Below are 15,052 nucleotides of genomic sequence, written 5' to 3' on the forward strand. Positions count from 1 at the left end.
TATATTAGGAAGAGATCTCATGGCACAAGTCATCAACACCAACTCACTGAGTCTGGTTGCACAAAATAACTTGAATAAATCTCAGTCTTCACTGGGTACAGCAATTCAGCGTTTATCTTCTGGTGTTCGCATCAACAGCGCTAAAGATGACGCCGCAGGTCAGGCCATCAGTAACCGCTTCACCGCTAACATCACCGGTCTGACTCAGGCATCACGCAATGCCAACGACGGTATCTCTATTGCGCAGACCACTGAAGGCGCACTGAACGAAGTTAACGACAACTTACAGAATATCCGTCGTCTGACTGCGCAGGCACAGAACGGCACCAACTCTGAGTCTGACCGCAAGTCAATTCAGGATGAGATCAATGCGCGTATGGCTGAAATCAACCGTATCTCAGAACAAACTGAGTTCAACGGCGTGAAAGTGCTGAGCAAAGACCAGACCCTGAGCATTCAGGTTGGCGCTAACGATGGTCAGACCATTGATATCGCATTAAGCCAGATGAATGCTGAGACACTGGGCATGGATGGCTTTGATATCACAGCGGCCACTGCTGGCGCTAAAGCTATCACGGCGGGTACAGAGGTTACTGATGGCACCTCAACCGTCACTTTAGATGCAGCTGCAATTAAGGATATGAAAGAAGCGGCATTTGGGGTTGATGGTACCGGTGAGATTTCTCTTGTCACAGATGAGACAGGGGCTACCTTCTATGCTGCCGTCGGTAAAGAGAAAGATGGCACAGAGGTTTCCACCTCACTAACAGCAACATTTGTAGCAGAAGTACCTGGACCACCGGTTGTGCCTGCTTCTGTAACATTTGCTAAGGATGCAGATTTAACGACTGACCAATTGGATGCGATGAAAGGCCCACTGAAAACTATCGATGAAGCTATGGCTAAAGTTGACGAACTGCGCTCCGGGCTGGGTGCCGCCCAGAACCGTTTTGACTCTGTTATCAGCAACCTGAACAGCACCGTGAATAACCTGACCGAATCTCGTTCACGTATTCTGGATGCCGACTTTGCTTCTGAAGTCTCTAACATGAGCCGTGCAAACATCCTGCAATCCGCGGGTATCACTGTGTTGGCTCAGGCTAACCAGGTTCCACAGAACGTATTGTCTCTGTTGCGTTAATATTTCTTAGTACCCTTTTAGCCCGCAGCCTATTCCGGGCCTTATCCCCCCGCTCTTTGATGAGCGGGGGGATTTTTTTCAGCTCAATATCCCGCTGGCCTTAATACCCTACTATGCCGCTTCCGGTATTCCCCCTCGTCATGATTAAATTCCTCTATCATCATTAATAAACTCGCCATACACATCATGAAAACAATAATATTAAGATGCTAATATATAAACAAAGAGAAGCCTGTTAATATTGTTGGCGTAATAGCCGTACTCAACTGCACACCACAACCGTAATATGCCATAGCCAAGTGAATCAACCTGCTAAATATGAATGTCATAAAGGGATCGTTTTATTCCATAACGAAACGACATGCTGACATAAAAGAGGAGAGATAATGAAGAGCATGAATAATGAAGGTAAGGTATTGCTTGATGATGTCATGGATGACATAAGAAAAGAGATTAAAAGTATTGTTAATCACTATACCGGAGCATCGCCCAGCATTGAATTAACCGTAAATCAGGATTGCGCCGCATTTCACTTTCTGCTTGATGATAATATTGAAGTCAAGGTCACACTCTCCCCCACCCTCAATCTCATCCCCCCGACCACGAATTAAGCCAACAGATATCCTTACCCTCATTGATAACATATCAATGACAGCGCTAATCTCCAGCAGTGAATAGATAAGAAATAATAGATAAGAAACAAAAAAGCGGCAGAGAGTTCTGCCGCTAATATCACGATAATAACAAATCAGATTTATGCGTGATGACGGTCTACTTCAATTTGAAATACTGACACCATCTCTTCCATTATGGTGGTCTGCTCATTCATTAATACGGTAATTGCGGCCGACTCTTCCACCAAAGTTGAATTCCGCTGTGTCACGATATCCATCTCATTAATCGCGACAGCCACTTGCCGGATACCCATGCTCTGCTCTTCAGAAGCTTGCGTAATATCCTGCATAATGTCGCTGACTTTATTCACCATCGCCACGATCTCAGACATGGTATTTTTAGCACTGTCTACGCGTTTACTTCCCGCCTGAGTATCATGTACTGAATGCTCGATTAACCCCCGAATCTCTTTTGCCGCATCGGCACTTCTTTGTGCCAAATTACGCACTTCAGTAGCGACGACCGCAAAACCACGCCCCTGCTCACCAGCGCGCGCCGCTTCAACGGCGGCATTAAGTGCCAGAATATTAGTCTGGCTGGCAATACCGTCAATCACTTTAATAATATTGGAGATCTGGTTGGCATGACTGCCGATGGTATCCATCGAGCGCACCACATCCACCATAATAAGAGAGCCACTGTCCGCCAACTCTTTGGTGTCCGTTGCCAATTTATTGGCTTCGTGGGCATGGGCGGTATTATTCTCAACGGTGGTTTTAATCTGTTCCATACTGGCTGCGGTTTGTTGCAGCGCACTGGCCTGCTCTTCAGTGCGTGAAGAGAGATCGTCATTGCCTTCGGCGATCTCCATGGCGTTATGTTTGATATTACTGGCGGCCTCTTTGACACCGGCAATGATTTCAACCAGCCCACTACGCATCTCTTCAATATTGGCAAAGAGTTTACCGACTTCATTGGTGCCATATTGCGGCACTCTCTTTGAAAGCAATCCCATGCTGATTTCAGAGAAGATCTGCGAAGCTTCTGCCAACCGATTCAGTATAAACCGGGTGATATATTTCAGCAGTGAAAAATAGAGCAAAATAAAGAGCGCGATAATAATAGAGATAGTCACTACCAGAGCACTGTGTAAATAATCATTTTTGACATCAAATGATTCCATTGAGTCCGCTGAAAACTTCAAATACTCTGCAACTAATACCTCAAGTTGCGGAACAAGCTCATCAGTATCATTAATGGCTTCGCCTCCCTGCTGTCTGGCATCAAGATTATTCATGTAGCTGTCGAGAATCTTGATAAACATCGCCCCCGTTCGCTCAGATAACTCTTGGATCTGTTCTGTCGATTTCGGTTCCTTCACCCATTTAGTAATAGTCTCTCGTATCACTTTATTTTTAATATTTATACTACTAACCAGTTCTGGATCAGTCGGTTGATTTTCCAGCGCGGCTATTTTAATCAATAGAATGTTACCCCGGACGACCATCAGCTTATACATCGCCTGATCCACGAGTTCCACTCGGCCATGTAGGTGAATCGTATCTTCAAAATTCTGTTGGGAGGTGCTCGATGTTTTTAAGCTCAAGCCCGCAAGGACAATAAAAAGAGCGACGATGATATAAAGATGAAACTTCACCATTTTGTTAATACTGATGGCAGATAACAAAATAACTATCCTTCTAAAATTTATGATATTGTTTCAATAAGCAATAGGATACCTTAGCTTACCTATTCGTCAGGAAGCTAAACCATCAAAAATAAGACCTTGGTTTCATAGCGTCATAATATGATTTATTCGTAACTGACCTCAGCCACGTGATCGACGATCTCCATCTCTTCACTGTTCAGCAGTTTTTCGATATCGACCAGAATAAGCATACGGTCATTAAGCGTACCCAAGCCCAATAAATATTTAGTCGAGAGTGTCGCAGAGAAATCGGGGGCCGGTTTAACTTGTTCCGCATTTAATGCCAGAACATCTGAAACCCCATCCACCACAATGCCGACAATGCGATTAGCCAGATTTAATACAATAATCACGGTATTTTCATTGATATCCGCAGAGGGCAGTTGGAACTTCACCCTGAGATCAATAATAGGTACAATGACACCGCGAAGATTCATCACCCCGGTAATAAAATCAGGCGTATTCGCAATTCGGGTCACACGATCGTAACCGCGAATTTCCTGAACTTTCAGGATTTCAATACCGTACTCTTCTTTGCCTAAGGTAAATATCAGATATTCCTGACCGGTATTTTGATCGCCAAATTGATTTTCTGTTCCAGATAAATGCATTGAATTACCTCATTCAATCGATATACGTTAATTTTGTTGTTCAGCGACTGTCTTATTTTTTACTCAGCGTGGACAAAGCGGCAACATCCAAAATCAGTGCCACACTGCCGTCACCCAGAATTGTCGCTGCTGATATTCCTGGAACTTTACGGTAATTAAGTTCAAGATTTTTGACCACGACTTGGTGCTGGCCGATTAATTGATCGACGAGTAAGGCATAGCGGCAGCCCGCACTTTGTAAGATGACGGCAATCCCATCATTTGCCAGTGCCGAATCACTCTTAATATCGAAAATCCGATGCAGCTCAATCAGTGGGAGATACTCCCCTCGCACCTGTAACATCAACTCATCGCCTGCCATCCGATACAGGGCATTTTCAGAGGGTTTTAGCGACTCCATCACGGTTCCAAGGGGCAGCACATAAATCTCATCACCGACGCGCACTGACATGCCATCCAATATCGCCAGCGTCAGCGGCAAAATGATCCGAATGGTGGTGCCTTTATCTTGCACTGAGTGAATTTCAACATGCCCGCCCATGGCCAGAATGTTTCTGCGCACCACGTCCATCCCGACACCGCGCCCAGAGACATCCGTGACTTTTTCCGCCGTTGAGAAACCCGCGGCAAAAATCAGCATCCAGATATCTTCATCACTCCAGCTATCACTGATCGCCATTCCCTGTGACTTGGCCCGTGCGAGTATCTTCTCGCGATTAAGCCCCGCGCCGTCATCGATCACTTCAATAACAATACTGCCACCATGATGCTCTGCGGAAAGCGTCAAATTCCCTTTACCCGTTTTTCCCTTCGCCTGCCGCACTTCAGCCGACTCAAGACCATGATCCAGACTGTTACGGACTAAGTGAGTCAGGGGATCAATAATTCGTTCAATCAAGCTCTTATCCAGCTCTGCCGATCCCCCTATTAAGGTTAGCTCCACCTCTTTATCCAGCTTGCCGCCTAAGTCATGCACCAGTCGCGGGAAGCGGCTGAAGACATACTCCATTGGCATCATCCGGATCGACATCACTGACTCCTGCAAGTCACGCGCATTACGTTCCATCTGCCCGATGCTGCTAATTAGAGTGTCATGTTGAGCCGGGTCCAGAGAGCTGGAGAGCTGTGATAGCATCGCCTGAGTAATAATCAGCTCACCCACCTGATTGATGATCTGATCCACCTTCTCCACCGCGACCCGTAGGCTACTTGACTCTGTGGCTGGGGCTTTAGCGGTGGCTTTCGGCTTTGAGGTTGGTGAGGTTGCGGGGACTTCGGGTGGTGTTTCATTGGAGCACGGTTGAACCGCGGGTGCTGTCTGCGTAGCCTGTTCAGCAGACGTGATATCCCGTGCCGGTTCGCTCGCGGTCGATTCACTTGCAGCTGATTCACTTGCAGTAATGGTGATCTGCTCAGGTTCAAGGATAAAACAGAGTACCGCGAGAATATCGTCAGCCGATGCCGTGGTCTGCAACTCTATCTGCAACACATCCGCTTGTTGTTGCTGACTGAGCACCTCACCCAGGTTGGCTAACTCCTCGAGCAAGACCCCTTTATCGGCTTCAGGAATGGCCGTGAGTGAGACGATCAGCGGATTGCTAGCCGTTGCTGATGGCACGGCAATCTGTTGCTTCGGTTCTGATGCTGCTATCGCGCTACCGTTTTTATCTTCGAGTGCGATTTGGCGTAATGCCTCGCAAATATAGTGGAAACTCTCTTGGTCAGGCTCCCGCGAGGATTTATACGCATCAAGCTGATCTTGCATAATATCTTTGCTCTCCAGAAACAGGTTAACAATGTCGCTGTTTAACCGCAGTTCACCACGCCGGGCATCATCCAGTAGGTTTTCCAGTATGTGCGTCGTCTCCTGCAATACCGTAAAACCGAAAGTCCCCGCTCCCCCTTTTATCGAGTGAGCGGCACGAAATATGGCGTTAAGCATCTCTTTATCAGGTGAGATGTAATCCAGCTCCAGAAGATGCATTTCCATATCAGCCAGTAACTCATCAGCTTCATCAAAAAAGGTTTGGTAAAAATCACTTATGTCCATCTTGCTCAACCTTTACCTGAGTAGAAATAGTCGGAACTGCCGAAATAGTCGGAACTGTAGAAATAACCGGAACTAAAGAGGTCACCGGAACTGCAGGAATAACCGGAACAGTGGCTGCCGGTGCTGCTTTTATTGGCACAGTCTCATCGGCCGCCATTTTTTTCAGTTCAGCTTCAATTCTTGCACTGCTTTGATTATCAGAAACACTCTGCAAGACCACGTCCTCTTCCAGAATCGACTTCTCTTTGTTTTTGCTCAGTACCAAAATACTGATCCGGCGGTTGATAGGCGCATCTGACTTCACATTTGCCAGATTCATCATGTCGGCAGAACCAATCACCCGCAGAAATTTATTGTCCGCCAATCCGCCAGAGACCAAGGTACGCCGTGAAGCATTCGCCCTATCTGACGACAGCTCCCAGTTGCTGTACCCTGCTTCGCCATTGACGTAAGGCAGGGAATCGGTATGACCCGTCAGGTTGATTTTGTTGGGCAGGTCATTGAGCACCGGAACCAGTGCCTGAAGAATAATCCGCATATACGGCTCCAGCTCCCGGCTCCCCACTTTGAACATGGGGCGTTCCTGACTGTCGATAATCTGGATAAGCAGTCCATCATCGGTCAAAGAGAGGCGGAGATTTGACTGAAAATCACTCAAGCGCGGATCTTTTTTGATCAGGTTTTCGAGTTTCTCGTGCGCACGCCGTAAATTCTGCGCATTTTTCTGTTTATCCATTTTCGCCAGTGTTTGCTTGAGCACTTCCCCATCTTGCTTCATAAGGTCATCCCCTCCACCAGGAATAGGGCTATCGCTGACACTGGATTTGTCTCCGTGCGACATCGCCAGCTTCAGGGGCATTTTAAAGTAATCAGCAATTTGCTCGCGCTGCAAAGGGGTGGAGGAGGAGAGCAGCCACATAACCAAAAAGAAGGCCATCATGGCGGTCATAAAATCCGCGTAGGCAATTTTCCAAGAGCCGCCGTGGTGAGCATGTTTAGCGCGTTTTCGTTTACGAACAATGATTACAGGTTTGGCACTAGTACTCATGATGGGCTGTCCGGCGCATTGCTGCTATTTGCCGAGGATTTCACCTCACGCACATGTTCTTCCAGCTCAATAAAGGTAGGACGCTCGGTAGAGAATAGAATCTTGCGACCAAATTCAACGGCGATCTGTGGCGCATAACCATTCATGCTGGAGAGTAAAGTGACCCGGATACATTGCAGTATTTTAATTTGCTCACTGCTTTTTTGGCGCAGCAAGGAAGCGAGCGGTAAAACAAAACCATAGGCCAGTAAAATACCCAAGAATGTCCCCACCATGGCATGAGCAATCAGTTCACCCAATTCGGCTGCCGGACGGTCTGCGGCCGCCAGCGCATTCACCACCCCCATTACGGCGGCAACAATACCGAAAGCGGGTAAGCCATCGCCAATCTCATTCAGACTCTGTGCAGGGACTTCATGCTCATGCTCACAGGTTTCAATCTCTTCATCCATCAATGCTTCTATTTCAAAAGCATTCATACTTCCGCTCACCATCAGGCGTAAATAGTCGATGACAAAATTCATCAATGCGGAATCGGCAAGTAGACGTGGGTAAGCTGAAAAAATAGCGCTGTTCTTCGGATCTTCAATATCCTGCTCCAGCGCCATAAGACCATTCTGTCGGCCTTTATTCAGCAGCAAATACATCATGGCCATGAGGTCCATATAGAGCACTTTGGTATAGTGCGAACCTCTAAATAAATGCGGTAACGCTTTCAGTGTGGCATTTATCGATTTGCCGTTATTACCGACAATAAAAGCCCCTATACCCGCCCCACCAATAATCAAAAGTTCCGTGGGTTGATAAAGCGCACCCAGCACTCCCCCCGAGAGACTAAACCCACCAAAAACAGTCAAAATGACAATCAGATAACCAATAATGACTAACACATGCACTCCTTAATAATTAAATGCATTGATCTCACCGCATTGTTTAATTTCTATAAATTTTACGCACAGGGTGGCCGTACCAGACTAATCTGATACTTATACTTATGATTAGTAATGCCTTATCGGCTAAATCATTTAGATGCTGGCAATATTCTCCAGCGGCAAGTCAGGAGTCTTACATTTTTTAATTGCACGAGAGGGTGGGCTACATAAACTACAGGTAAATGGATTCTTAGAATATTCACTCGTAACAACAAAACCGCCACCACAAATACAACACTCTGTATGTTCTATAATTCCACAATTGATGAATCTTAATAATGTCCATGCCCGCGTTAACCCCAAGACTTGTTTTTCACCGGGTGGGGTTGGACATTGTTCCAGATAGAGGCGATACGCTTTAACCGTTGCTTCAATCGGTCGACAGTTTTCAGTCTTTTGCAGATAAAGATGGATATTATAAAACATAGATGCGTGAATATTTTGTTCCCACGCCATAAACCAATCTTCAGAAAATGGCAGCATTCCCTTTGGGGGCGGGCATCCTCTGAGTTCTTTGTAAAGGCGCAATAACCTTCTGCGGCTTAGGCTCGTTTCGCACTCTAACATCTGCATACGAGCACCAAAAGAGATCAGCTCCATGGCTATTTGTACTTCTTTAATTTCCTGCAATATACTTTTCTCGGTCATGATCACAAATTCCTTTAGGTTGGTGTCAGACTTTGCTCAGAAAGCGAGTTCAGCAGGTTAGTTGATAAAATAATGCCAGTATGAATTTGCTGCAAAGCCTCAATGCGGGAGTCTTTAGTCAAATTATCAATTACAATTTCGTTATCAACGCGAAGACGGCAAATAAGTTGGTTAGTCGATGCCAGCTTTATCAACTGAGGGAGGGAGAGTTCCTTCAATGTATCGATGGTTGCTTCAGTTAACCCAAGGCGGAAGGCTGCTGCAAACTTATCTTCCCTAATTAATTGTTGAGCCAATAGTAGATAGGACAAGTTGATGTCATGAATTCTTTGTAACTGTTCGTCAATATTTCTTACAATCATTTTGTTACCCTAATTCATCTCACGGAGAACATGAGTGAATAAATTTTAATTAATGTGTTGACATTCGATAATGACAATTAGAACTACAGTGTTGAAGCTGCAAATATATGTGCTTTCGCCTTAGGAATATTTTTACTGCCAAATAGTTCATAACATCATGAAAAATATCTAATTGTATGAATTTCATTCATTCATTCTAATTCGGATATTTCTTTACTTAAACCTCATCAGACTCAATGCAATAAAAGTATTAATAAACGGAGACGCCCAATCATACCTAATATTTCAAAGTAGTTGGCGGTGTGAGGAACTATTTCCCCGTATAGTAACTGCTTTAATCGACAAGCTCAACTTTTAATCCACACACTATTAAGAATTAATACTTTTCTTAGTTTGTATAACTGGTAACGCCAATAAGAATTACTGGTAACGACAAAGTTACAAAATATATATTTACATAAAAAATTCATTATCTACGACAAAGTTATTTACGCAGCGCATCTAATCTGGCACGTAACCGCTTAATTGCCTGACTGTGTAACTGACTGACTCTTGTCTCCGTTATTTCCAACAAGATGCCAACCTCTTTCATGTTTAGATCTTGTTGATAATAGAGATTCAATAACAACTGGTCCCTTTCTGGCAGCGCTTTTATTTCTTGACTGATATGCTTTGTTAAATTTTCCTTCATTAATTCATGTAGCGGGTTCAACATTTCATGCTGAATATCGGGCTGTTCAATACTGTCTGATAACTCTTCTTGTAACTCATCTAAAGAGTAAAGTTGACTGCTATTGGTGTCCGCCAACATTTGTTGATATTCGCGTAAAGTGACCCCCATCGCCGCCGCAACATCAGCTTCTGTCGCGACCGTACCACTCTCTTGCTCAACTCGTTGAATCACCGCCGCCACTTCACGGGCATTACTGCGAACTCTGCGCGGAACCCAGTCTCGCTCACGCAGCTCATCTATCATTGCCCAGCGGACTTTCTGGGTAATATAGATGCTGATTGCAATCCCTTTTTTAGGATCAAAATGCTCAATCGCTGTTAGTAGCCCTATTGCACCCGCTTGGATGAGATCATCCAGTTCTACACTGGCTGGCAATCTCGCTTGTAAACGTAGTGCCTCATGTCGAACCAAAAAACCATATTTCGGCCATAACTCATCCTTCTTTACTACTCCGTTATGGGTATAAATACCATTCACAATTACATTATCCAGCCGACAAAAAACATACGATATTATTAAGGATTAATGCGAGATCAAATAGCCTGATAAAGCCAAACAATATTGCGTAATCCGGCACTTCAATTTGCCCTTAATGGAAATATAACAGTAAAAATAATCACCCATAGTATTAGTTAGCTTTTTTAATGAAAATTTAGCTATTGTTTAAAATGTTTCCCACTCGGCTTCTGCGGTATTTTTAATTATTTCCGGTTCTTTTTTAACAGATGTAGAGCTAAAGCGGGCAGATTTCTTATCGCGTTTCCGTTCTGCGCCGTTATCTTCAATCGGCTTATTGATCACAAATTCGGAGATAATGTTATCCAAGGCTTCTGACTCTGTTTCCAAATTGCTGGCAGCCAATGCCGCTTCTTCCACCATGACCGCATTTTGTTGGGTGACCTGATCCATTTCATTCACGGCTTGGGCGATTTGGTTAATACCTGCGCTTTGTTCATCCGAAGCCGAGGTAATTTCACCCATGATATCGGTCACCTGAGTGACAGAATTAACGATATCCTTCATTACTGTTCCTGCCACATCAACCTGTTGAGAGCCGGTACTCATGTTCGCGACACAGACAGTAATAAGCTGATTAATCTCTTTTGCTGCATCGGCGCTGCGCTTAGCCAAGTTACGGACTTCTCCGGCTACAACCGCGAATCCACGCCCCTGCTCACCTGCTCTCGCCGCTTCTACTGCTGCGTTTAACGCCAGAATATTGGTCTGGTTAGCAATACTGTCGATGACACCATTGATATCAGCAATCTGACGCGAACTCTGGGTGATCTGCTGCATAATGCCTTCGAGGTTGGTCATCACATCCCCCCCACTGCGAGCATTGAGGCTGGCGTTCTCTGCCAGTTGACGTGCAGTATGGGCGTTATCCGCATTCTGACGAACCGTAGTTTTTAGCTCTTCCATGCTGGCAGCCGTTTGCTGCAATGCTGACGCCTGCTCTTCCGTTCGGGCGGACAGATCATTGTTACCCAAGGAGATCTCTTGTGCATTGCCGTAAATATGGCTCACACCATCACGGATACCGGAGATGATTTTTGTCAGCGACAGCCGCATTTTTTCCAGCTCGATCAACATCAGACCCAGCTCATTTTGATCCCCAGCGTGTATCTCTTCACTTAGATCACCACTGGCGATCTTTTTGATCGACAGAGAGGTTTGTGCCATCCGCGTGACCAGAGTGCGCTTTAGCCAGAGACGAGCAAAAAACATCATCACGATGGAACAGCACACCACAATGATCGCCGCAGTGATCATCGATTGATAATCCGCTTCTGCTTGCTGGCTGTATCCGCTATCAAGTTCGCTGGCGACTTGACCGTAATTTTGTATCTGTTCCCTCAAGGCCGCGCGCTCTTGCATTTCGCTGTCGATGTTATCGGGCAAGCTGGCTGGATTGGCAATGAAGTTAACTTTTCCCAAAGATAAGCTGAGTACCCGTTCAAAATGGGTATTCAGTTCAACTGCAACTTGCTTCTCCTTAGGGGAGTTAAATGGCGTTGACATGAAAATCTTCATGTCACTCTTGGCCTGCGCGAGAATATTTTTGGCGTTATCAATCGACTCAGGCTTAACCGGGCGGTTCAGACTGGCTTGCAGCATCAGGGCATTAACATGCGCCAACCCGCTATTCAGGTTAAAAATGGCATCGCCCATCACGCTAGTATTTCTAGCTTCATTGAGCGCGCGATTAAAGTTTTCTTTATTCGAAATAGCATGTAACACACTGAATGTTGTTATCACTGCCAGAAACAGCATAAAAGTGGCAATGACAATCGATAAACCTGTCGATATTTTCATTTTTTTAAACATGACAATCCTTGACCTCAACAGATAACTGTTGCAGAGATATACAGAAATAAAATGTCACAATGTTATTATAAAAATAACATTTAAATATGAGTCAAAATATTTAGAGCAATAATTGCACTCATAGAGAATATTGATTTTTTAATATTACATATTAAAGATTGATAATTTTTGCATACTTTGGAAAACCATCATTGAGGAGTTTAGGGCAAATTCCGTCATTTTAGATTGAGAGGCTAGGGTAATCATGGTGCTGGGATCAGAACCCACTGTTTGTTGCAGTCGTGATTGCATATTGATTTGCTCTACTGCTGAACGCTCAGCCAGAGAATCAATCTGTTGTAGGTTGGTCCCGACCTGAGCCTGCACTTTCCCCAGATTATCAATCCCCTTTTTGATCGAGATATTGGCGCTATCGAGCGTTTTTTGCAGTGCCTCGCGGTCAGCATCATCGACGATAGGCTCATTGAGTGCCGCGATGGCACTGTCCAATGCCGCGAAAATATCGTCATTGCTGCCACTCATAAAGACATCGCTACCGATGTGGCCCACTTGCATCTCGGTGCTGTCAGCCACGTGTTGGGTCATGGCAGTATCCCCGCCCACATAGGTGCCATCTTTCTCGAAAGGGGCAGATCCGGTTTTATATCCGCCAAAAATATAACGGCCATTGCTGTTGGTGGTATTACCCAAATCCAGCAGGTTGTCACGAATACCCTGCAATTCAGTCGCCAGCGCTTGTCTGTCTGCATCTGAAAGGGCACCGTTGCCACCCGCAACAATCTTTTTACTCAGATTCTCGGTTAAAAGATGGCCGATAGAGGTCAGGGTATTATCTTCTTGTTCCAGCGCGTCTTGCGCATATAAGCGGGCGGTATCAAATTGCTGCATATTTGCCAGTGCATTTTGATAGATAACCGCCTGTGAAGCCCCGGCGGGATCATCCGAAGGTGTGAGTAAGGTTCTCTGGGCCGATAACTGCATATAGATGTCATTTCCAGCGTTCATCGCATTCGACATGCTATTAATATTGCTTTGAAACATATACTGGGTACTAAGACGCATGGTGATTTCCTTAATCTTTTATCAAACTGTTTATCGCACCGTCAGTGAGCATTATTTAATGCTTAACAGTGAATCAAAGATAGTTGTCGCGGTTTGGAGTACCTGCGCATTAGCCTGATAATATTGGGTATAAAGTTGTAGATTCATAAACTCTTCACTCATATCCACCCCAGAGACAGCTTGCTGCTGATACGCAATGGCGTCATGAGCTTTAGCCGTTGTTGCCGCATTGGCCTTCAGGGTAGTCATTGATGAACCCACAGAGCTGACCAAACTGGCATAGCCTTCAGTCAAAGTCCCAGTGCCGATCAAAGTGGCATTTTTGATATCCATCATGTCTTTGATGTTTTCGTTATTGCTTTGATCATTAGGGTCATTTGAACTTGAAGCCGCTATTTTATCCGCGTCAGTGATAGCCACACTCAACTGCCCTGCTGCGCCTGCTGCTGGGTTTAAAACAAAGCTGTCATTGGGCTTAGGCGTGCCGTTTGGCTTAATCGAAATACCGTCGAACTCAAGTTCCCCTGCCGCACCAATAGTCGGTGTAATCTTTCTGCCATCACTGGTTTGTACTTCCCAGTCATTTTGGCCGGGACCTTTATAAGTAACGGTGTAATCGTCAGCATTGACCTGACTAATATCGGTATAGCTGATATCCAGTGTGGTATCGCTCGTATTATTTCGGTTGGCTATCGCGGTAGGATTGGCGATGTTAAATATATCCCCACCCGCCTCTCCTGCTTTATCAAAACCAGCAGCATTGACTTCATTAAACTTATTGGCCATCTGCAAGGCGAGTTGGTTTAACTGATTGCGGGCATCGACTAAATCTTCATTACGGAATTTAAATAGCCCGCCCAATTTCCCGCCGGACATTTTCTCCTCGTCCAGTAACATTTTATTACCGGAAGCATCGATATAAGAGACCACGGTCTTGGACGGGTTTTCAGCGGAGACAGAGGCTTCAAGCTGATAGGAGCGATCGCCGGAGACTAATGGCATCCCATTCGCCATCGTGACATCGACCCGCCCCGTGGTGACATTTTCATTCACCCGGATACCGACCTGTTTACTGAGCGTGCTTAACAGCGAGTCGCGATGGTCGAGCAAATTAGCCGGCACCTCACCAGTCTGACCATGAATTTTGGCAATCTCTTCATTCACTTTTGCCAGCTGTTCTGCGCAAGCATTGATGTCTGCCACACTTTGGGTAATTTGTGTGTTGGTGCTTTTTTCCAATCCATTCAACGTGTTGCTGTTGCTGTTAAACTGTTGAGAGATCGCGTTGAATTGGCCTAGTGCACCCTGACGTGCTGCCGCACTGGCCGGGTCGCTGCTCATTTTTTCCAGCGCACCAAAAATATTGTCCAATGTGACAGAGACATTATTCGTCTCATCACCGAGCATGTTATCAATCTGACTCAGTTGCTGATAACGGCCGTCTAGCCCAAAAAATTCAGTCGCTGCGCCACGGAGTTGATTATTAATAAAACCATCGTAAGCGCGCTGTACACCATTGACCTGAACACCGTAGCCAAAGAAGCCGACATTGGTGGTTTTCCCCCCCGCCTGACCCAACATAATATTTTGTCGGCTGTATCCCGGCGTGACAGCATTATTGATATTGTTGCCTACGACATTCAGTGCCGATTGTGCCGAACTAAGCCCACTTTGAGCCAAATTAATAAGATTCATAAATCACCGACATTGTATTTTTGCTGAAATCCACTGGCGTTTTTAACTAGGAAAATTTCGTAGGAAAATTCGCACCCTATATAACCTATCGGCTGTTAAAAAATTAACTAAACCGTGAA

At 45.3% G+C, this 15,052-nt stretch carries 13 protein-coding genes; 2 read left to right on the top strand and 11 right to left on the bottom strand.

Annotation, left to right across the window (positions count from 1 at the left end):
• The first annotated feature begins 19 nt into the window (after window positions 1–19).
• Together HRD69_RS02125 and HRD69_RS02130 are read left to right on the top strand one after the other, a co-directional pair.
• The gene (locus HRD69_RS02125; RefSeq protein ID WP_004874802.1) at window positions 20–1,141 is read left to right on the top strand and encodes a FliC/FljB family flagellin; all 1,122 of its coding nucleotides are present in this window, start codon (window positions 20–22) and stop codon (window positions 1,139–1,141) included.
• A gap of 386 nt (window positions 1,142–1,527) precedes the next feature.
• The gene (locus HRD69_RS02130) at window positions 1,528–1,752 is read left to right on the top strand and encodes a hypothetical protein (RefSeq protein WP_099466041.1); all 225 of its coding nucleotides are present in this window, start codon (window positions 1,528–1,530) and stop codon (window positions 1,750–1,752) included.
• A 143-nt stretch (window positions 1,753–1,895) separates the two neighbouring features.
• Here HRD69_RS02130 and HRD69_RS02135 read toward each other — a convergent pair whose 3' ends face one another.
• The 11 genes from HRD69_RS02135 to flgK all read right to left on the bottom strand — a co-directional run bounded on the left by HRD69_RS02135 (window position 1,896) and on the right by flgK (window position 14,933).
• Complete coding sequence (locus HRD69_RS02135; protein ID WP_004874800.1) at window positions 1,896–3,443, bottom strand: methyl-accepting chemotaxis protein; 1,548 nt, start codon at window positions 3,441–3,443, stop codon at window positions 1,896–1,898.
• Between the two features lie 125 nt (window positions 3,444–3,568).
• Window positions 3,569–4,075, bottom strand: a complete 507-nt coding sequence (cheW, locus tag HRD69_RS02140) for a chemotaxis protein CheW (protein WP_004874799.1) — start codon at window positions 4,073–4,075, stop codon at window positions 3,569–3,571.
• Between the two features lie 52 nt (window positions 4,076–4,127).
• Window positions 4,128–6,125: a chemotaxis protein CheA gene (gene cheA, locus HRD69_RS02145; protein WP_032814051.1), complete on the bottom strand. Its 1,998-nt coding sequence runs from the start codon at window positions 6,123–6,125 to the stop codon at window positions 4,128–4,130.
• Entirely contained in the window at window positions 6,112–7,173 is a 1,062-nt protein-coding gene (motB, locus tag HRD69_RS02150) for a flagellar motor protein MotB (protein WP_049648682.1), read from the bottom strand. Before motB ends, cheA begins: the two co-directional genes overlap by 14 nt.
• Complete coding sequence (gene motA, locus HRD69_RS02155) at window positions 7,170–8,063, bottom strand: flagellar motor stator protein MotA (RefSeq protein WP_004874796.1); 894 nt, start codon at window positions 8,061–8,063, stop codon at window positions 7,170–7,172. The genes motB and motA overlap by 4 nt, the downstream gene beginning before the upstream one ends.
• A 135-nt stretch (window positions 8,064–8,198) precedes the next feature.
• Window positions 8,199–8,753 (bottom strand): flagellar transcriptional regulator FlhC, encoded by a 555-nt coding sequence (flhC, locus tag HRD69_RS02160; protein ID WP_032814050.1) that lies wholly within the window; start codon window positions 8,751–8,753, stop codon window positions 8,199–8,201.
• A 14-nt stretch (window positions 8,754–8,767) separates the two neighbouring features.
• Window positions 8,768–9,115, bottom strand: coding sequence for a flagellar transcriptional regulator FlhD (gene flhD, locus HRD69_RS02165; protein ID WP_004874794.1), 348 nt, complete (start codon window positions 9,113–9,115; stop codon window positions 8,768–8,770).
• Between the two features lie 484 nt (window positions 9,116–9,599).
• Window positions 9,600–10,325, bottom strand: coding sequence for an RNA polymerase sigma factor FliA (locus HRD69_RS02170; protein ID WP_004874793.1), 726 nt, complete (start codon window positions 10,323–10,325; stop codon window positions 9,600–9,602).
• Between the two features lie 186 nt (window positions 10,326–10,511).
• Window positions 10,512–12,176 (bottom strand): methyl-accepting chemotaxis protein, encoded by a 1,665-nt coding sequence (locus HRD69_RS02175; RefSeq protein ID WP_004874792.1) that lies wholly within the window; start codon window positions 12,174–12,176, stop codon window positions 10,512–10,514.
• Between the two features lie 144 nt (window positions 12,177–12,320).
• Window positions 12,321–13,238, bottom strand: a complete 918-nt coding sequence (gene flgL, locus HRD69_RS02180) for a flagellar hook-associated protein FlgL (protein ID WP_032814049.1) — start codon at window positions 13,236–13,238, stop codon at window positions 12,321–12,323.
• 51 nt (window positions 13,239–13,289) lie between these two features.
• Entirely contained in the window at window positions 13,290–14,933 is a 1,644-nt protein-coding gene (gene flgK, locus HRD69_RS02185; RefSeq protein ID WP_004874790.1) for a flagellar hook-associated protein FlgK, read from the bottom strand.
• Window positions 14,934–15,052: the final 119 nt, after the last annotated feature.

It is taken from the genome of Yersinia mollaretii ATCC 43969, from assembly GCF_013282725.1.
Taxonomy (GTDB): Bacteria; Pseudomonadota; Gammaproteobacteria; order Enterobacterales; family Enterobacteriaceae; genus Yersinia; species Yersinia mollaretii.

Excerpts from the sequence above, each read along its gene's own strand:
- HRD69_RS02125 (WP_004874802.1), top strand. The coding sequence starts at position 20 with ATGGCACAAGTCATCAACACCAACTCACTGAGTCTGGTTGCACAAAAT.
- HRD69_RS02130 (WP_099466041.1), top strand. The coding sequence starts at position 1,528 with ATGAAGAGCATGAATAATGAAGGTAAGGTATTGCTTGATGATGTCATG.
- cheW (WP_004874799.1), bottom strand. The coding sequence starts at position 4,075 with ATGCATTTATCTGGAACAGAAAATCAATTTGGCGATCAAAATACCGGT.
- cheA (WP_032814051.1), bottom strand. The coding sequence starts at position 6,125 with ATGGACATAAGTGATTTTTACCAAACCTTTTTTGATGAAGCTGATGAG.
- motB (WP_049648682.1), bottom strand. The coding sequence starts at position 7,173 with ATGAGTACTAGTGCCAAACCTGTAATCATTGTTCGTAAACGAAAACGC.
- flhC (WP_032814050.1), bottom strand. The coding sequence starts at position 8,753 with ATGACCGAGAAAAGTATATTGCAGGAAATTAAAGAAGTACAAATAGCC.
- flhD (WP_004874794.1), bottom strand. The coding sequence starts at position 9,115 with ATGATTGTAAGAAATATTGACGAACAGTTACAAAGAATTCATGACATC.
- HRD69_RS02175 (WP_004874792.1), bottom strand. The coding sequence starts at position 12,176 with ATGTTTAAAAAAATGAAAATATCGACAGGTTTATCGATTGTCATTGCC.
- flgL (WP_032814049.1), bottom strand. The coding sequence starts at position 13,238 with ATGCGTCTTAGTACCCAGTATATGTTTCAAAGCAATATTAATAGCATG.
- flgK (WP_004874790.1), bottom strand. The coding sequence starts at position 14,933 with ATGAATCTTATTAATTTGGCTCAAAGTGGGCTTAGTTCGGCACAATCG.